Consider the following 17,387-nt stretch of genomic DNA (forward strand, 5'->3'; position numbering starts at 1 on the left):
TAATAATGAAGCTATGCCAACAAGTGACTACTGGTTTACAGTAGAGTACGACGAACCAAGCGACGGAGTACGTAAAGAATTTAAAGCCCATTTTAGTTTAAAAAGATAAATTGAATTGTAAATACAAAAAGCCTGAACATTATAATGTGTTCAGGCTTTTTTTTGCTTAAACACAACTTTTAGTCTTGATCCCTTGATCCTTTGTTATATTATATATACTTATAAAACACAAAAAAGCCTCAACATAAATGTTAAGGCTTTTTGTGATCGCACTAGGATTCGAACCTAGGACCGCCTGCTTAGAAGGCCAAAAAAGCGACTATTTTTATAAGTAATATTATTTTTAAGTATTTGATTTCGTGAGGTTTAATTGATTTTGATGTTGTTTGATATGAATTGTACTCAAACAAAAGTGTGCGTAAAGTGTGCGTAATTTTTGCTAACTTTATATCTATAATTACTGAGAAATGGCACGAGCAAAATTAATTTTAGATACCAGAGCTAAATCAAAAACTGCGAATGAAGGGTTGTTTCCAATCGTAGTTAGAGTTTTTCATAAGAGACCTAGAATGATTCGTCTTCCTTACAAGACGTCTAAAGCTGGATGGGATGCAAATAACATGACAATGAAAAAATCAGTTTCAGTAAATAAGGATTTGGATTGTGATGAGATTAATAAAGCGTTATATGAAAAACTTCATTCAGCAAAGACTTTGATTAATGAACTTGGTGATACTCTTAATCAGATAACAGTTGATACGCTAGTTGAGAATATTAAGAAAATATGGGATGATAAATTAGATTCAAAGGTTAAGAAAGATCTTTCTAATGAAATTACCATTGCGGAATGGGGTAACGTTTTAATAAATCGAAAACTGAAATCTAACAAACCTGCAACTGCTAATTGGTACAAAAATGCAATAACAGCTTTTGAAAAATTCAATAATAATTCTCCTGTAAAGTTTCATCAGATTACAGTAACTTTTTTAACTGATTTTGAGATAGAACATTTATCAAAAGGAAATTCTAAAAATTGTATAAGTTCATACGCAAGAGCAATTAGAGCTATTTATAATAGTGCAATTAAAGAAGATGTATTTATACCATTTAAACATCCTTTTTCTAGTTATAAAATTCCATCTACAACAAGAACAAAAAAAAAGGCATTGTCTAAAGAAAAAATAAATGCTATTCGAAATTTGAAATATGAAGAAAACAGTACTCTTTGGCATACAAGAAATTATTTCTTAGCCATGTTTAATTGTAGAGGTATGAATTTAATTGATCTTGCTAAATTGAAATTAGGTGATATAAAGGGAAATAGAATATTTTATGGCAGAAGTAAAACCAACGACCCTTTATCAATTAGAATCACCACAGAATTTTCTGAAATACTTAATAAGTATACACATGATAAGGAGCCCAATGACTTTATTTTTCCAATAGGTTATGACGGTTCGGTTGAAGCTTTTAAAAAATATCGCTCAGACAGAAGATTAATTAACAAATTATTGAAGAAAATTGCAAAAGATGCAAATATAGAAGAAAAAATAACCTCTTATTATATACGACATTCTTGGGCAACTATCGCAAAAAACATGGGCATTTCTACGGAAATAATTAGCGAAGGGCTAGGGCATCAATCTATTCGAACAACTGAGGTTTATTTGAAAAGTTTCGAAAATATAGTTTTAGATGAAGCAAATGATCTTATCGTTGGTTAATTATTAAAACAATCTCATGAAATAACTCATAAGAATATAGATAATATGTTTTGGTCTTCCTATGCATTAAAGTTATATTAGATTATTTAGTAAATCTAAAAGATATTTTGAATAAAAATATTATAACAGCGTTTAAGTATAATTTATTTAAAATACATATTTGAATGAGTTGGTACAGTTTAATAATAAATATGCTCGTTACACCATAAATTTTTTATAGCTAGAATCAAAGGGATTTACGATCTATAGAATAAAATGATGCCTTAAATTGATCTTTCATTTTAGCTGCGGTTTCTCCATTCACTATAAAATCTGTAGAGATAACAGTGATCCTTAATAACTCTTTAGATGGTGTATCATTATAGCTAATTTTACCGGTTTTCTCGACTAAAACAAATTCTTCCTATCTTAATTTTTTTAATTAAGTGGACTAAATCAGATGCTTCAATAGTAATAAATTAATCTCCTTTTCTTAAAACCATATCTCCAAAAACCTCATTTAAGACTTCAAAATCAATTTTGTTTTCGCTACAAAATTTTCGAAACCCTATTAAGATTTTTTTTAGATTAGGATCTTTATCTGGTTATATTAAAAGAACCTTCTTCATTGAATTATAATTACTGAGAAATGGCAAGAGTAAAATTGATTTTGGATACTATCACTAAGTATAAAAGAGTGATAGAAGGGCGGTTTTTTATCTTTCTGCTACTTTCTAATAAGATACTTTGGATTATTCGTCGTTTTGATTAGAATTCTAAACGGGATGAGAAACTAATAATACAATTATTAAAAACATCTATTTTTGTAGATAAGGATTTGTATTTTATCAGAACTGAGATTCCTTTAAAATAAAATTCATTTTAATTAATACTATATTTGGTTTATTCTTTAACAATTTGATAGAAATTTAGGAAGCTTTTAATTTGATTAATAAGATTTGAATTTTAGTCTTTGCCAAATTTTTCATGAACAAATTATGTCTAAAAAACGTTTAGTATTAGTAGTTATTTTCATCTAGTTTTAAGATTATTTATTTGAACAACGATATGATGCTAATCACTCAAATTATAAAATATTACTCATTATCTCATAGAGCAAAATTACTATTAAAATTAATATTAATTTGGATCCAAAAGGATTAAATGCATATTAAAAATCTTAATCAATACTTCATAAAATTAGGCATAAAATTCTGTTTGAATAAAGTTTAACAATCCTACTGACCTAGGTCATTTCTAAAACTCTAGTTTCCATGTAATTTAGCAGTAAATAAATTGTTTAACTTAAAATTATAAAATTATGTCACTTGTAAAATTTAGAAACAGAAGACCATGGGGAAATCTTGTTACATCAAATTTTTTTGATAATGATGATTTTTTTAGTAACCCATTATTGAGTAATGAACTTTGGAATACGCAATTGAATGAGCCAGCGCTAAACATTAAAGAAACCAACGAAGCTTTTGAGGTAGAATTGGCAGCACCTGGATTTTCTAAAAAAGATTTTGAAGTAACCATCGATGACGGATGCTTAAATATTTCAGCAGAAAATTCACATTCTGAAGAAGAAAAAGAAAACAACTATACACGTAAAGAATTTAGCTATAATTCTTTTGAAAAAAGATTGCAACTTCCAGATTCTATAAAAGAGGAAGATGTTAAAGCAAAATATAAAGATGGTGTGCTTAGTTTTAATCTTATTAAAAAAGAAGAGGCTAAACTGCACAAGCCAAAGAAAATTGATATTGCGTAAAGTGTGATTTTTAATGAAGATGTTTGGAGATTACCCTCTTGCCAAAATTTTTTATCTAAAAGTTTTGGCAAGAGGGTTTTTAAACCTTTTACTTGTAGTAGTGATTGATTTTAATTTATAATACCAATGACCATGTCAGAACCTTTTTCTCTTTCCATAAAATCTGTAGTAGACAGGTTAAACAGTAATACTAATTCTGGTTTAACTGAAAGTAAAGTAAAGGAACGTATAAAGGAATATGGCAAAAATGAGATAGCAGCAAAACTACCAAAGAAAACAATAAAAATCTTAATAGACCAATGTAACGATCCAATCATCTTCATTCTCGTGGTTGCAGCAGGTCTTACTTTCGTTTTTAACGATGATTTGCCCGAGACTATAGCTATAATCACTGTTGTCCTAATTACAGTAATTATAGGCTTTATAATGGAGCTACAAGGCATTCGTTCTCTTGAAGCACTTCGACAGATGGGATTTACTGAGAGCACGGTTTTGCGCAACGGAAAAATTAAAACTGTAAAATCATCTGTACTTGTACCAGGTGATATTCTTTTAATGGAAGTAGGAGATGTCGTTTCAGCGGATGCTCGGCTCATTACTGTTGAAAACTTAGCAATTAAAGAAGCATCGTTAACTGGAGAAAGTAGAGCTATCTACAAGCATGTCAACGTTCTACCTCGCGCCACTATATTATCAGACAGGAAAAATATGGTGTTTAAGGGAACCACTGTAGAGCAAGGTTCTGCAAAAGCAATCGTAGTTGATACTGGAAAAAACACGCAACTAGGTAAGATTCAGGAAATGGGAAGTACGATTGAAGAAGAACGAACCCCATTAGAAAAAAAAATAAGTGCATTAAGTAAACGGCTTATATACCTTACCTTATTTTTTGCAATCCTCATTATTTTTACCGGTTATTTAAGAGATTTGGATATGCGTTTAATCATAGAAACAGCCGTAGCATTAGCTGTTGCAGCAATACCAGAAGGGCTTCCTGTTATAGCAACTATGGCTTTGGCAAGAGGTATGATGAAACTATCCAAGCGAAATGTTATTATAAAAAAAATGGAGGCTGTTGAAACTTTAGGGGCTACAAACATTATTTGTACAGATAAAACAGGTACGCTTACCGAAGATAAAATGCAAGTACATACCTTGATTTTTGAAGGTGAAACTCTAAGCGAAATACACAACAAAGACAATGTTTACTTTGAGAATATAGAAAAATCCAAAGCTTTAAATGTTATAATAATGAATAGTGTTTTGTGCAACAATACTATTTTAAATGCAAAAGACATGAAAGGAGACAGTGTTGAATTGGCACTCATTCAGTTTGTTAAAAAATTGCATATTAATCCAAAAGAAATTAAAGAGAATAATCCTGAAGAATTAGAGATTCCGTTCAATACCTCTAGTAAATTAATGGCAACATTAAATGTAACAGAGAAAGGGTTCGCGGTTTACGTAAAAGGCGCTTTTGAGAGTGTTATAAACCTTTGTAATACCATTCTTAAAGACAACAAATCACAAGTATTTAAGAATAAAAAAGAATGGACTAATCGCGTTAATAATTTGGCATCTCAAGGGCTAAGAGTATTAGCTTTTGCTTATAAAGAACACGATGAAAAACCAGAAAAAAATAAGGTGTTATCTCAGTTAACTTTTATTGGAGTTATTGGATTTTTGGATCCAGCTAGAGAAGATGTAAAAGCAACCATAAAAGTGTATAAAGAAGCGGGTATAAAAGTGGTAATGATGACGGGAGATCATCTAAGAACTGCAAAAAAAATAGCTCAAGAAATTGGCTTATTACCTCAAAATTCGGTTTCAAGTAGTATTTTACATGGACAAGACTTACAATTTGAAACTGAACCAAACCCTACTATGGTAACAAATATATTGAATGCTTCGGTTTTTGCGAGGGTAACACCAGAGCAAAAATTAAAACTGGTTTCCCTTTATCAAGTAAATGATAATGTTGTAGGTATGTTTGGTGATGGTATTAACGACATTCCTGCTCTGCATAAAGCAGATATTGGGATTGCCATGGGCATTAGAGGTACACAAGCAGCAAGGGAAGTAGCAGATGTTATTCTAAAAAATGATAAATTTACAGCAATGGAATTGGCCATTAAGCAAGGACGTGCCATTTTTGATCATATAAGACAGTTTGTGGTATATCTACTGTCTTGCAATTTGGCAGAAGTAGTGTCTGTAGGTTTGGCAGCTTTACTAGCTTTACCAGCACCATTATTACCTTTACAAATATTGTTTTTAAATCTTATTACAGATATATTTCCTGCATTAGCCCTAGGTATGGGAAAAGGAGAAGTGGATATTATGAAACGTCCACCAGGGAAAGCCAACGAACCGATTATGTCTGCAAAACGATGGAAATCAACCATTATCTTCGGGCTTTGCATAACGACTGCTGTTATTGGTATTACTGCCTATGCTCACTTCGTACTTCAACTAACATCTAAAATAATAAACAATATGGCATTTTACACCTTAGTTTTAGCGCAATTATTAAACGTTTTTAACATGGCAGAAAGCAGAGTATCATTTTTTAATAATGAAATTTTAAAAAATCCTTGGATATGGTCTTCTATTGTTATATCACTATTGATAACCGTGGGTATCTATTACATTCCGCCTGTGTCAAACGCACTTTTCTTAACCAATTTATCTACAGAACAAATAGGTTGGGTAATCGTTTTTGCTTTTGGTTCATTGGTTTTATCACAGATTTTTAAACGGTTAGGATTTACGTTTTAATCGTGTTTTACGCACTTTTTTATACATAGACTTTAGACTATTTTTATAGTTAGTAATAAAGCAATTATTAGTGAAATATAAAAAAAAGACCATTAAACCTATCAAAGCTCATTGGTCTTTTTTGTAATCTCATTTATACAGAGTAATGAGTATTTTAATTAATTTTTATAAGCATTGTTTCAAATTTATAAAAAATTACCATCTTGGTCCGTTTTAACTCTAATGGTTTTCTCTCCATTAGTCAATTTTAACTTATAGGTTTTTTTAGATTCCCATTCTGGCTCAGAATAACTCACTTTATAGATATCTTTATCTACTGCCCAGTTAGGAAACCGTTCTACTAACGCTTTACTTACTGAAAGTGGTAGTTTTACGTTCTTATAACGTTCAATAGTTCTAAGTAACTTACCATCTTCGTCATAAGTAGCTACAGCATATCCTTTTGGAATATAAAATGACACATTGTAACTATCATATTCATCGCTGTAATACTCTTCTTTTGTTACATCAAACTTAGCCAGTTTTATTTGTAAATCTTTAACGCTTTGATCAATATCTTCATCCACCACTTCATAAATGTATTTGTATTTGATAGGGCGAACGACAACTGTGTCGAGTTCAACTATTTGTGCAAATATTGGCGAGGTGAACGCACAAATTAATAAAAAAAGAAATAAATTTTTCATAATAATAAAGTTTAAAAGTTAATAATATTCAAATTTAAACATCAAACAAAAGCTGTAAAATGACCTCGGTCATTAGATTGATTTTATTGTAGTAGAAGCATCTTGGAATCTAGCTATAGATTAAATTTTGGTTTTGTTAAAACTCATTTATTTGATAATCTAAAAGAGGCTTTCATAGTTGCTTTTTTTTGTTGAAATAGCTTTATAGATGAAACAGTCTTTTGTTGTTCCATAATAATGCGTCCCATCAAATAGCAAATAGTGGACTCGGCACCTTGGTTTAAATTTACGTTCGTTTTTTCTAAGCCGTCATAACAACCACCAGTTATTGGGTTATACATAATTTGATTGAGATGATTTTTACCTAAAAACCAATCAAATGCTGTTTGCATCATCGTTTTATACATAGGATCTTCAAACGTTTTATAAAAGAGACTTAAAGTCTGTATGGTATAAGAAACATCAATAGGTTGTTCTCCAAATTTACTTGGAATACTGTCTTTTTTATACCATCCTTGATTAGAAATTACTTTAAAATGCCCATTTATAAACATCTTTGATAGTAGAAAATCAAACGATTCTATAGCGACTCTCTTATAAGAATCTTTACCTGTTACTAGATAACTATAAAGTATAGCTTCTGGAAGAACACTATTAGCATACGTTAAGTAATTTTCAAACCAGTTCCAGCTTCTTATCGCATTGACATCGTAATTTGAAATAAGGTTTTTTGATAGTTTTTTAATAATTGATATCGCATTGTTATCTTTATCTGCAGAGTTATATAAATATAATCCTTTTATCACAAAACCAATAGCTCTAGGAGACAAAATATTGCTCATCCATGGTATACTTCGTAAGAGACTTAATTTCGCTCTAGTTACAAAAGTTTTTGGTAAATGTTCTTTTAAAGAAACAACGGTTCCCAGAGCCCAAATAGCTCTTGCATTAGAATCCTCTAGATTTACATAGTCGTTTTTTATATGCGTTTGGTTGTGCTCATCCACATAGTTTATAAAAGTGCCATACTCTGTTTGGCAACGCTCAATAAAAGATAAGTATGTATCTATAAATAATAAGTTTGAAGATTTTTTAAACACATTATAATGCATACACATAGTGATTAACGCACGAGCATTATCATCCAAGGTATATCCAGAATTAATATCTGGTTCAGAAATTTTGCTAAACTGAATTATGCCTAAAGCTGTGGTCATATTTTTTAAATGGTTTAGCTTTATTGGAGGATAGTTGAATGTAGTTTTCAACGATTCATCGATACTTTTTTTATAAATATCAATTTGTTTTATAGCGACATTATTCCATGAAGATGCTCTTGTTTTTTCAAAAGCGGAGAGTGCCATAGACTCTCGTAATGTGTTATTATGTAGTATTTTAATTGTTTCTTTCGCCATTTGTTCTGAGTCTTCAATAGGTACTAATATTCCTTCGTTAATTGAAAGCACTTCGTTAGTATGCGGAATAGCTGTTGCCACGATAGGACAAGCGCAACTCATGGCATAAGCAAAAGTGCCACTTACGGCTTGGTTGGCATCTTTAGAAGTAAATAGGTAAATATCTGTTGCCTTTAAATAGTCCAAAAGCTCGTCTATTTCTAAATAGCGATTAATAAAACTGACATGGTTTTTGAGTTTGAGTTCTTTAACAAGCAATTCTAAAGAATCTCTATAGTCATCTTTGTTGTTTACTAAGGTATTGGGATGTGTTTTGCCTAAAATTAAATACAAAACATTAGGTGTGTGATTAATAATTTCTGGCAATGCTTTTAAGGCTGTCTCAATACTTTTGCCTGAACTTAAAAGCCCAAAGGTTGACAAAACTGTGCGATTTTCTAAATTAAATTTACGTTTAGCATTTTGAGTATTTTCATAATTAACGTTATGAGTGCCATGTGGAATGCATGCAATACTATTTTCATTAATATCATAATCGTCTACTAGTATCTTTTTAGATTTTTTAGTCATTACAATGACAGAATTACTATAAGAAATAAGTAGCTTAACAAAAGCCATTAATTTTTTATCAGGAGTTGGTATAACGCTGTGAAATGTGAAAGTTACTGGTTTTTTTAGTACGTCCAGAAAACCTAATAAATAGTTTCCATAAGTGCCACCAAACAAACCAAATTCATGTTGTATATGTACCAATTTTATAGTATTGTCGCCATTTATTTCTCTGCCAATTTTAGTGTAATCTGACTTTAATGTGGGATTGATGGTAAAATGAACATTATGATTTACATCTGTATTATCTGAAATATCACAGATTTCGCAAGCCAAGTTTTCACCAAAAACATCAGTAATAGCAGAAATAGTATCTTGGGTATAAGTAGCAATGCCACATTGTGTTGGAGGAAATGTTGATAGAAACAGTATTTTAGGTGGTGAATTTATTTTCATTGTTTTTATTGATTTTTCAGTTCATCTAATAGTGTATTAATATTAACGGATGCCACTGCTACGCAACTATCTGCTGCGCCATAATATATATAAAGCTCATCATCAAAAAGAGCTGTTCCTGTTGGGAATACTACATTGTTTACGTAGCCTACTTTTTCATAACTTTCAGTAGGAGAGAACAAAGGTTTATTAAGTCTTCCTAGTACTTTTCTAGGATCATTCAAGTCTAATAAAACTGCAGAGGCATGATAAATTAAGTGTTTTGTATGGTTTTCTACACTGTGGTATATAACCAACCAGCCTAAATCAGTCTCAATAGGAGGACATCCACCACCGATATGGCTACTTTCGTGTTTATATTTTGGTTGTAATACAATATGTTGTCTTAAATTTGAAATGTAGGTCTCCCAAAATGCTACCGTTAACTCAGAAGGGTCATTGAAATATAAGATTTGAATAGAGGGAAAAAGTCTGTGGAATACGGCAAATTTTCCATTTATTTTCTTCGGAAAAAAGATAATGTTCTTGTCCCAAACATATATTTTTCCTTTCATTAATCGCTCAAGCTTATACCGACAATATAAATCATAGAAAAGTGTATGATGGATACTTATTTTTTCATAATTATTTTTAATAAGCTCTGAATATTCTTCAAAGGTAAATTTGGGTGTAATAATACCTTGTCGTTCAAAGCTTTTTAAATCTTTTGAAGTAGCATATGCACCAAAAACGTTAATGCTGTCATAAGCAGCATACGAAAGATAATAGGTATCATCAATTTTTGTAATTCTAGGATCTTCCACACCTTGAAATTCTTCTGGAGTTTCTGAGAAAAAGATAGGCTCATTATAGCGCTTAATAACTTTTAAAGGACCTTCTAATTTGCTATAACCTATGGTAGAGAAATTTCCATTTCTAACAGCACGATATAATAAATGCACGGTATTTCCTTCTTGAATTGCAGCAGGATTAAAAACTCCTAAATTTTCAAAGCTATTATTCGTCTTTTCGAGAATAATACCATGTTTAGTTACTAAAGTCATTATAATGCATTGGATTTTTGATGAAATTAACTTTATTTAATAACCGCTAAAATGATCTAGGTCATTTCAAAACTGTTTCATTGGTACTATATTTAACAGTCTATTTTTAAATAAATATAAAGATGAAGGAGATTAGTATTGAAGAACAATTAAAAGATAAAGGCATAAGAAATTCATTGCTTATTGAGGCCTTTCAAGATATTCCTGAAGCGTTTTTTTTATCAGAAAACCTACATCCTTATTTTTATGAAGATATCAGAATTGAAAAAGCCATCGAGAAAACAGAACCTAGAGTTATTGTAGTTGCCAGAATGTTAGAGCAATTGGAAGTTAAAGAGGAAGAGAAAATTTTGGTTATTGGAGTAGATTCTGTTTATATTTTGGCAGCACTTTCTAAGATTTATAAGGAGGTATACACCGTAGAAACTACTAAAACTTATGCAGAATGGGCATTAGAAGTCTTAAAGAATATAGAGGTTACGAATGTGCATATAAAAACTGGGAAACTTGTGAACGGTTGGAAAACAAAAGGCCCATTTAATGCTATCTTAAGTGCTTCAGAATTTAAAGAAGTTCCTAATACCATAAAACAACAATTAAACATAGGTGCTAAATTACTGGCTCCAGTTGGACCAGATTGGGCACACGTTATGCTAGAAATTATAGAACGCACTTCTGAAACCGATTTTATCACAAAGGCTCTACGAGATAACTATTTTATTCCAAAGCCAAAACTGATTCCTAAAATTGGGACTAAGATGTATCCTGAAAATGAAATTATAGACGAAATAGGTATTAGTTCCATTCCTTTTAAAACGATTAAAAAATTCCCAATAGATGGATTGTTAGAGCGTATAGGTGATGCTAAAGTGGTGTTATTAGGAGAAGCCTCACATGGAACGTCAGAGTTTTATGCCATGCGGCAAGAAATCACAAAAGCATTAATAGAAAAAAAAGGGTTTAACCTTGTTTGTGCAGAAGCAGATTGGTCCGATGCAGAGCAGATTAACAATTATGTAAGAAACCAATACCAATCTCAAGATTGGATGCCTTTTGCACGTTTTCCTGAATGGATGTGGAAAAATAGGGAAGTACTCGAATTTGTAGAATGGCTTAAAAAAAACAATACTAAACATAATAATACAATAGGTTTTTATGGCCTTGATTTATATGGATTAGAAAACTCTATTGATTTAGTTATTGATTATCTTGAAGAGATTGATTCAGACTTAGCAGCACTTGCAAAATTGCGTTATTCGTGTATTATGCCTTATATGTCAAATCCTACCGTATATGGTAAATTAGTAAAAAATCAGAAATTAGAGAGCTGTGAGAAAGCCGTGCTAAAAATGTTGTTTGATTTGTTAAAAAACAAAAATAAACTCAACCATTCTCAAGCCTATTTTTATGCCTACCAAAATGCGACAGTTGTGGTTGACGCAGAGCGGTATTACAAAGCTATGTACTATGGTAGCGCAGAATCTTGGAACTTGCGTGATTTTCACATGTTTTATACCTTAAAATCATTACTATCTTATCATGGTAAAGACTCAAAAGCGGTTGTTTGGGCGCATAATTCGCATATAGGAAATGCTTTGGCTACAGAAATGTACGCGAGAGGAGAAATAAATATTGGGCATTTATGCAAGGAACATTTTGGATCTAAATCTTATAATATTGGTTTTGGAACCCATACAGGAACCGTTGCTGCGGCTAAAAACTGGGGAGATGCAATGCAAGTTATGCCTATTAATAATTCTTTAGCAGAAAGCTACGAACATTTATGTCATAAAACTAACGTTACTAATTTTACATTGCCTTTAAGAGAACAACATTCAGAAAAAAACTTGAGGAAATTATTAAGCACACCAAGGTTAGAACGCGCTATTGGCGTTGTTTATAGACCAGAAACAGAATTGATGAGCCATTACTTTAAAACTGTTTTACCATCTCAATTTGATGAGTATATATGGTTCAATAAAACAAAAGCTATAACACCACTTAAAATAAAAACAGAAAAGCCTGAGCTAAAATACATGCATCCATTTGGCAGAATAGACAAATAAATAATTTCAATTTATTAATTCTAGCTATTAAAACTGTTGTATTTGTACAAACTTATATTTTCTGTATGTTATAGGTTTTTATAACTCTATACTAGCATTACTCTCAATAAATATTAAAGGATAAAGATGATTCAAAACTAAAAATCAATGATTTAGGTCATTATGTTTAATCACAAGCAAACTGACTCACATCATTTTAAAAATGTATTACTACGGCTATTTTTATTGAAACTATTGATTAAAATTAAATTAAAACGTGAAAATTAATATCCGATAGTTTATACATGTTAATGTATTATTTGAATTTTCAATTAACCATAAAATATTATGTTATGAAAAAAATTACTTTATTACTATTATTTACATTTTCGAACTTTTACGCACAGCAGCAATCCTTCGCAGTTCCCGAAACTTGGGAAATTGATTCTTGGGATGGAACAAATTGGAATTTGTCGTCTAGAACAAGCAATACGTTTAATGAAGATTGTTTTCCCATTGAAACATTACAACAAGTAGATCTCGGAGGCGTTCTTATTAATTCAATATTTATTACCACTAGTTATAATGATAGTAATCAGCCAATTTTAATGATTGCACAACTTTGGAATTCTAATACAAATTCTTGGAACAATTTATTCAAAGAGGATTATACATATTCAGGAGGTAACTTAACAGAATTACTAACTTCTGTTTGGGTAAATAATACATGGCAGCAATCAGAGAAGAAAACTTCGACTTATTCTGGCTCAGAAAACCTTCTAATAAACAGCATTACTGAAGAGTGGGTGACGTCTTCAAATTCTTGGGAAAATGATGAGCGAGAAGTGTATTCTTATGAGGTGTATTCTTGTTCAGTTTTTTTATTTCAACCATTGAAATTCAAGATTGGAATGGGACAAGTTGGGAAAACGATGCTCGTGAAGTCTATTCTTATGCTTATTGTTTAATTGCTACGTTAGAGTCTCAAGATTGGGATGGGTTCAATTGGGAAAATGAATATCGTGAAATATTTTACTATGACGGAAATGATTATTTAATAGAAATAGAAGAGGAAGACTGGAATGGTACTACTTATGAAATCGATTCTAGAATTTTAATAACAAATAGTACTGACGGAAACCCAACGGAAATGATTTCGCAAGATTGGCTCGATAATAATACATGGTTAAATACAATTAGAGATACAAGAACCTATTCTTGTTTACCATTAGCTATTACTGAAGTAGGCGAATTAATAAATTTACGGATATATCCTAATCCTGCTTCAAATAGAATTCATATTAATTCAAATTATAATTTAGATGTTTTTATTTATGATACTAATGGAAGAGAATTATGTTCAAAATTAATAAAGCAAGAACATGATATAATTGATTTAACTAACCTTTCAAATGGAATTTATATTATAAAGCTATTTTATAATAATTCTGTACATATTAAAAAATTGGTTGTAAAGCATTAATCATCAATTCTCAGCAAGTAATGCAATAGGTACTTGTTGAGAATTATTTTTGTTTTAAGAACATCTTGTCTTTGTGATTTTTGTAAGTGTTTGAGGTTCGTTAAATAAATTTTAACTTGTAGTTTTCTTATTGAGATATGTTTTAACTTCGGTATCATCAACTTGGTCGAAATTTTTGTAAAACTGACCTACAGCTCTAAAATTTTCGGGTATTGATAGACAAATAACTTCGTTAATAAATGGTGTGTTTTTTAGTTTCTGTAAAGCACTTTGAGATGATACCGGAATAGCAACCACAATTTTTTTTGGTTGCTCATCATGTAACATTTCAATAGTAGATATAATAGTATTACCTGTAGCAATACCATCATCTACAATAATTAAGATTTTATCTTTAAGTTCTTGCGGTTTTTTATTACCATAATAATCTTGATAGCGTTTGGAAAGCAAAGTTCTATTTTTTTTAGTTTCTTCCTCAATATAATTTTTAGAGACTTCTTTAGCGGCTTCACTTAAAACTAGGCTTTTTAAGGTTACGGCACCAATAGCAAATTCTTTATGCAATGGATGCCCTATTTTTTTAGAAAGTATCACTTCTAAAGGTAAATGCAGCTGTTTTGCTAAAATATATCCCATAGGCACTCCACCTCTTGGGATAGCCAAAATTAGAGCATTCTTTTCTTTGTAGGTTTCCAGTTGGTCCGCTAATAAATAAGCGGCTTCAATTCTATCTTTAAATACCATGATGTTTAGTTTTTTAAATATTTATTAAACCAATTACAGGTTAATTTTGCTACAGCTTCTAATTTTCCTGCTTCAGAAAATAAATGGGTTGCACCTTCAATAATCTCTATTTTTTTAATGCCTAAAAGTTTGGAGTAGGCTTTTTTGTTTAAATCAATAACGACACCATCGTTACCGCCAACAATTAAAAGGGTTGGGCTCTTTATTTTATCTAAAATAGTTATGGCCATATCTGGTCTACCACCTCTAGACACAATGGCTTTTATCCTTGTTCCTAAAAAGGGTGTTGCCTTTAATGCAGAAGCCGCACCAGTACTTGCACCAAAAAAACCAATAGGTACATTTTGCATGTCCTTTTGTTTGGTTATCCATTTTGTAGTTGCCACCAATCGTTCAGCAAGTAAATCAATGTTAAACCTATTTTCATAAATAGTATCTTCTGCTTCCGTTAATAAATCAAATAATAACGAAGAAAAGCCTTCCTTTAACAGTAAATCTGCAACAAAATTATTTCTGCTACTCATTCTACTACTACCACTTCCGTGAGAAAAAATAACAAGTCCTTTTTGGTTTTCTGCTATACGCAGTCGTCCTTTTAAGATTGTGTTATTTATTGGGATACTTATATCTTTATATTTCATAATTTTAATTTATTATAAGTGTTTTATGTGCAGGTATTTTAATAACGACATCCACATCTGTCCATAATTTTGAAATACCATCAGTCCCTTTATGAAGCTCATAACATTCCGTATTAAGTGTTTTAAGGGCTTCTTCTCCTTTCCAATAGGTTAGATCCAAATTGGTAAAAAGCCTTATGGTATCTTTTTCAATAGCATAGGTAAATGGAATTTTTTTGGAAGTATGATTCATTTTTAAATCTATAATGCCTTCATTTTCTTTCGCTTTTGTAATTGTGCCTATTATTTTTGAAGTGTTAAACGCTTTAAAAAAATAAGTGTCTAATTTAAAATCTCGTATTGGATTGCTTGAGTTTACAGTTGCCGTAGGTATTGATAATTTTGATTTATTCAAGATGTTTTCAACAGTGCCAGAGGTCTTTTTACTTTCAAATATATAGGTGTTAAAAGTCCCTGAAACATCAACTTTATTAGTGAATTTATGAGCTGTCCATAAAATTGAAATTCCAGAATTATCAATGGTGTATAGCTGTTGGCCCGAAAATTGGATTTGGTTAGAGGTCGTATTCGGTAGTTTTTTGTCTGAATTGTTGCAAGTAATCATTCCATATACCATGAGCAGATACATAAGATATTTAGAGAGACGTTTCATTATAATAAGATTCATAAAGCACTTGATTCCTTTTAAGAACAGTTTTAAAGAGGTCATCTTTGTGGTATTTTTTCATTGTTATAGTTACTAGTTTAAAATATTATCATGTCCAAGTATCGGATAGCCCAGCATTCCTAGGGTGTGCTTAGCATGTTCAAAATCATGTTTTGTAAAAAAGTTAAAGCTTACAGTTTCCTTTTCTAAGTCAACATCTACATCACTAATATGTTGTAATTCTGTAAGTTTGCTTGTAATAGTTTTTGCACAAGTGTCACAGATGAGATTTTGTATGTGTACTGTTTTTCTCATAGTTGTAATATTGAAGGTTCTTGTTTTTTAATATTTAAAGTGTTGTTTATTAGTGTTTTATTCATGGTGTTATAACCTATTTTATAAATAGCATCAATATTTTTTTTATCGAATAAGCCATAATGCGTCAAGTTTTTTGGTGCAATTACGACGTCAAAGTGTATAAATTTTTTTTCATCACTTTTGGCTATTCTAATGTTTATAGCACGTTCAATAATGTTATAAAAGTGTTTAAAATCACTGATAGAAGCAGTTTTAAAGAGATTTAAATACACACCGATTAAAGTGTCACAATCTTTTCTAATAAGTTCTAAAGGGAAATTATTAAGCACACCACCATCAATATATAACTTGTCCTTAATTTTAACAGGAGAAAACAATCCAGGAAAAGCAGAAGAAGCTAAAATCGGTTTTATAAGTTCACCCTCACTAAAGGTTTCAAGTTTACCATCAGTAATATTTGTAGCAGTAATAAATAGTTTCTTTTTTAGTACACTAAAACTGTCTTCTGGAAATTTTTTCTTGAAAAAACTGTAATACTTACCACTATCTATAAAGCCTGGTTTGTTGAGTGCATATTTTTTGTAGTCCAAAATTTGTACGGTTTTAAAAAATTGCATCATCTCATCACATGTATAGCCATAAGCATATAATCCACCTACAATGGCACCAGTACTTGTACCTGCTATATGTGTTGGGTAAATGTTATGCTCTTCTAAGGCTTTTATTGCACCAACATGTGCTACGCCTCGCATACCACCTCCAGAAAGTACTAAACCTATAGTCTCGCTATTCATTGCTATCTAAAAATATTAAAAAACTGATTTTGATTATAATTACTGAAGTTATGGCTTAATAAATGTTCTTGAAATGACCGTGATCATTTAATCAAAAATAAGATTAACCTAATTTCATTTTTTCATTGGATAACTTTGTTTTTCTTATAATATGAAGACATTTTTTTTGTACTTATTTATATATAATATCTATTTATATGATATTGGTTGTAAGATTCTGATATATATCATATTAAGTGGTTTTAAAAAAGGTTAATTTTATAATAGATATTTTTTATTACAACTAATTGGCGAGTTTTTATTGTATGTAGA

14 protein-coding genes are annotated in these 17,387 nt (G+C 30.7%); 6 read left to right on the forward strand and 8 right to left on the reverse strand.

Features of this window, described 5'->3' with window-relative positions; translation table 11 throughout:
• Positions 1–467: 467 nt before the first annotated feature.
• The 3 genes from DFQ09_RS17405 to DFQ09_RS17415 all read left to right on the forward strand — a co-directional run bounded on the left by DFQ09_RS17405 (position 468) and on the right by DFQ09_RS17415 (position 6,255).
• Entirely contained in the window at positions 468–1,724 is a 1,257-nt protein-coding gene (locus DFQ09_RS17405; RefSeq protein WP_092470156.1) for a tyrosine-type recombinase/integrase, read from the forward strand.
• Positions 1,725–3,024: 1,300 nt separating this feature from the next.
• On the forward strand, positions 3,025–3,477 hold the full coding sequence (locus tag DFQ09_RS17410) for an Hsp20/alpha crystallin family protein (protein WP_092470154.1): 453 nt from the start codon (positions 3,025–3,027) through the stop codon (positions 3,475–3,477).
• Between the two features lie 132 nt (positions 3,478–3,609).
• Positions 3,610–6,255 (forward strand): cation-translocating P-type ATPase, encoded by a 2,646-nt coding sequence (locus DFQ09_RS17415; RefSeq protein ID WP_115812675.1) that lies wholly within the window; start codon positions 3,610–3,612, stop codon positions 6,253–6,255.
• Between the two features lie 185 nt (positions 6,256–6,440).
• Here DFQ09_RS17415 and DFQ09_RS17420 read toward each other — a convergent pair whose 3' ends face one another.
• From DFQ09_RS17420 to DFQ09_RS17430, 3 genes are all read right to left on the reverse strand, one after another.
• Positions 6,441–6,941: a nicotinate-nucleotide adenylyltransferase gene (locus DFQ09_RS17420; protein ID WP_092470152.1), complete on the reverse strand. Its 501-nt coding sequence runs from the start codon at positions 6,939–6,941 to the stop codon at positions 6,441–6,443.
• A 143-nt stretch (positions 6,942–7,084) separates the two neighbouring features.
• The gene (locus DFQ09_RS17425; RefSeq protein WP_115812677.1) at positions 7,085–9,361 is read right to left on the reverse strand and encodes a glycosyltransferase; all 2,277 of its coding nucleotides are present in this window, start codon (positions 9,359–9,361) and stop codon (positions 7,085–7,087) included.
• Between the two features lie 5 nt (positions 9,362–9,366).
• Positions 9,367–10,404 (reverse strand): glycoside hydrolase family 130 protein, encoded by a 1,038-nt coding sequence (locus DFQ09_RS17430; protein ID WP_092470148.1) that lies wholly within the window; start codon positions 10,402–10,404, stop codon positions 9,367–9,369.
• A 122-nt stretch (positions 10,405–10,526) separates the two neighbouring features.
• On the opposite strand from DFQ09_RS17430, the gene DFQ09_RS17435 reads away from it, so the two are divergent.
• From DFQ09_RS17435 to DFQ09_RS17445, 3 genes are all read left to right on the forward strand, one after another.
• Entirely contained in the window at positions 10,527–12,470 is a 1,944-nt protein-coding gene (locus tag DFQ09_RS17435; RefSeq protein WP_115812679.1) for an erythromycin esterase family protein, read from the forward strand.
• Between the two features lie 332 nt (positions 12,471–12,802).
• Complete coding sequence (locus DFQ09_RS17440) at positions 12,803–13,417, forward strand: hypothetical protein (RefSeq protein WP_115812681.1); 615 nt, start codon at positions 12,803–12,805, stop codon at positions 13,415–13,417.
• Positions 13,318–13,932, forward strand: coding sequence for a T9SS type A sorting domain-containing protein (locus tag DFQ09_RS17445; protein ID WP_115812683.1), 615 nt, complete (start codon positions 13,318–13,320; stop codon positions 13,930–13,932). Before DFQ09_RS17440 ends, DFQ09_RS17445 begins: the two co-directional genes overlap by 100 nt.
• 111 nt (positions 13,933–14,043) lie before the next feature.
• Here DFQ09_RS17445 and DFQ09_RS17450 read toward each other — a convergent pair whose 3' ends face one another.
• From DFQ09_RS17450 to DFQ09_RS17470, 5 genes are all read right to left on the reverse strand, one after another.
• The gene (locus DFQ09_RS17450) at positions 14,044–14,676 is read right to left on the reverse strand and encodes a phosphoribosyltransferase (RefSeq protein ID WP_115812685.1); all 633 of its coding nucleotides are present in this window, start codon (positions 14,674–14,676) and stop codon (positions 14,044–14,046) included.
• 5 nt (positions 14,677–14,681) lie between these two features.
• Positions 14,682–15,317 carry a dienelactone hydrolase family protein gene (locus DFQ09_RS17455; protein WP_115812687.1) on the reverse strand — a complete coding sequence of 212 codons (636 nt, stop codon included), beginning with the start codon at positions 15,315–15,317 and terminating at the stop codon, positions 14,682–14,684.
• 4 nt (positions 15,318–15,321) lie between these two features.
• Positions 15,322–15,984 carry a YceI family protein gene (locus DFQ09_RS17460; protein ID WP_220347463.1) on the reverse strand — a complete coding sequence of 221 codons (663 nt, stop codon included), beginning with the start codon at positions 15,982–15,984 and terminating at the stop codon, positions 15,322–15,324.
• 72 nt (positions 15,985–16,056) lie between these two features.
• Complete coding sequence (locus tag DFQ09_RS17465) at positions 16,057–16,278, reverse strand: heavy-metal-associated domain-containing protein (protein WP_115812691.1); 222 nt, start codon at positions 16,276–16,278, stop codon at positions 16,057–16,059.
• Positions 16,275–17,075 carry a patatin-like phospholipase family protein gene (locus tag DFQ09_RS17470; RefSeq protein ID WP_115812693.1) on the reverse strand — a complete coding sequence of 267 codons (801 nt, stop codon included), beginning with the start codon at positions 17,073–17,075 and terminating at the stop codon, positions 16,275–16,277. The genes DFQ09_RS17465 and DFQ09_RS17470 overlap by 4 nt, the downstream gene beginning before the upstream one ends.
• Positions 17,076–17,387: the final 312 nt, after the last annotated feature.

It is taken from the genome of Winogradskyella pacifica, assembly GCF_003386275.1.
In the GTDB taxonomy this organism is placed as follows: domain Bacteria; phylum Bacteroidota; class Bacteroidia; order Flavobacteriales; family Flavobacteriaceae; genus Winogradskyella; species Winogradskyella pacifica.

Excerpts from the sequence above, each read along its gene's own strand:
- DFQ09_RS17405 (WP_092470156.1), top strand. The coding sequence starts at position 468 with ATGGCACGAGCAAAATTAATTTTAGATACCAGAGCTAAATCAAAAACT.
- DFQ09_RS17410 (WP_092470154.1), top strand. The coding sequence starts at position 3,025 with ATGTCACTTGTAAAATTTAGAAACAGAAGACCATGGGGAAATCTTGTT.
- DFQ09_RS17415 (WP_115812675.1), top strand. The coding sequence starts at position 3,610 with ATGTCAGAACCTTTTTCTCTTTCCATAAAATCTGTAGTAGACAGGTTA.
- DFQ09_RS17420 (WP_092470152.1), bottom strand. The coding sequence starts at position 6,941 with ATGAAAAATTTATTTCTTTTTTTATTAATTTGTGCGTTCACCTCGCCA.
- DFQ09_RS17425 (WP_115812677.1), bottom strand. The coding sequence starts at position 9,361 with ATGAAAATAAATTCACCACCTAAAATACTGTTTCTATCAACATTTCCT.
- DFQ09_RS17430 (WP_092470148.1), bottom strand. The coding sequence starts at position 10,404 with ATGACTTTAGTAACTAAACATGGTATTATTCTCGAAAAGACGAATAAT.
- DFQ09_RS17435 (WP_115812679.1), top strand. The coding sequence starts at position 10,527 with ATGAAGGAGATTAGTATTGAAGAACAATTAAAAGATAAAGGCATAAGA.
- DFQ09_RS17440 (WP_115812681.1), top strand. The coding sequence starts at position 12,803 with ATGAAAAAAATTACTTTATTACTATTATTTACATTTTCGAACTTTTAC.
- DFQ09_RS17450 (WP_115812685.1), bottom strand. The coding sequence starts at position 14,676 with ATGGTATTTAAAGATAGAATTGAAGCCGCTTATTTATTAGCGGACCAA.
- DFQ09_RS17455 (WP_115812687.1), bottom strand. The coding sequence starts at position 15,317 with ATGAAATATAAAGATATAAGTATCCCAATAAATAACACAATCTTAAAA.
- DFQ09_RS17460 (WP_220347463.1), bottom strand. The coding sequence starts at position 15,984 with ATGAATCTTATTATAATGAAACGTCTCTCTAAATATCTTATGTATCTG.
- DFQ09_RS17465 (WP_115812691.1), bottom strand. The coding sequence starts at position 16,278 with ATGAGAAAAACAGTACACATACAAAATCTCATCTGTGACACTTGTGCA.
- DFQ09_RS17470 (WP_115812693.1), bottom strand. The coding sequence starts at position 17,075 with ATGAATAGCGAGACTATAGGTTTAGTACTTTCTGGAGGTGGTATGCGA.